Origin of the sequence: Prevotella sp. P5-126 (genome assembly GCF_002251185.1) — a bacterium.
GTDB lineage: Bacteria > Bacteroidota > Bacteroidia > Bacteroidales > Bacteroidaceae > Prevotella.
This window is the reverse complement of the sequence record NZ_NPIZ01000024.1, coordinates 1-1,217: the sequence shown is the minus strand read 5'-3', so window position 1 is coordinate 1,217 and position 1,217 is coordinate 1. Positions and strand designations below refer to the sequence as shown.

Here is a 1,217-nt window from a genome sequence, read left to right as displayed (position 1 = left end):
TCAATTACATTAGGAATTGTTCTTCTCTTTTTATCAGCGCCATATATAGAGTCTTTCTTATACTCTGATAAAGCATATATAGATAGGTTTTCTTCATCAAATATAGCAAAAGATAAACGTAGCCAGTATTGGGAAGAGGGATTTAAGGAAAACGTAAGTGATAATATCTTGATTTTTTATTTAGGGAAAGCATTCAGTCTATCTCAAGGTCAAAAGGCAAAAAAAGGGGAATTAACAGGAAGACATTATGAAAACACATTTTACTCAAGAATTAGTGAAGTTGGTATTATTGGAGTTTTTCTATTAATAGTCCCATTATATTATTTGTTTAGACATTGGGATGGAGTTGATATGTTCAATATTGGACTGCTTTCAATTTATTTATCATATCTGATAATTTCATATATTTCTCCTAACGGATCCCATCAAACTACTCAAATGGTGGTTTTTTTAGCAATGGGAATGAATCTTATTAAACATGAATTCACAAGAGACAAGATGCAATTGGCTTGATATAGCCAAAGGCATAACAATAATGTTAATGGTAATGGGGCATTCTTCAATTCCTCATTCTTTTGCCGCCTTTATATGGGCTTTTCACATGCCTTTGTTTTTTATTGCAGCTGGATGGACAACGAATTGGGAGAAAAGGACATTCTTTGAATACTGTATTCATAGAACAAAAACATTGATGTTGCCATTCGTTTCTTATTCCATTATCGTATGTCTGATTTTAAGCCATCATAACAGTTGGAAGGGAGTGGGTTATTTGCTGAGCCATGGTTGGGAGGGATATCCCCTTTGGTTTATACCTGTGCTCTTTGTTGCATCTGTAATTAGTCGGGCGGTTTATGAAGTGAAATCAACATATTTTCGATTGATGTTAATATTTTCATTGGCTATGGTTGGAGTTGTATTGGATAATAATAACATCTATTTGCCATGGGCAATGTCATCAGTGCCATATGCCTCCTTTTTAGTAGCTTGGGGGGGGTATATAAAACATATAGTAAGTCCTGAGAAATCAAATAAAATATGGATATTATTATGTTTCGCGATTACTTTGGGGATATCATTGTTTTATCGCTTGGATATGGCATGGAATAATATCACACCCGTAATACCATTGACAATAGGGGCTGTATCCGGAACTATAATGGTATTTATGCTATCTTCTCTTATTGAGAAAAAATGTAAGACGTTATCAAAAATATTGT

The 1,217-nt window shown here is 33.7% G+C and carries 2 protein-coding genes; both read left to right on the top strand.

Annotated elements, in window-relative coordinates:
- On the top strand, positions 1-513 hold a 513-nt coding region (locus CIK90_RS14080), incomplete at its 5' end, for a hypothetical protein (RefSeq protein ID WP_158216015.1).
- Positions 479-1,217: acyltransferase family protein (locus tag CIK90_RS02180; protein ID WP_094464236.1), on the top strand; the 739-nt coding region annotated here is incomplete at its 3' end. The genes CIK90_RS14080 and CIK90_RS02180, both read left to right, overlap by 35 nt.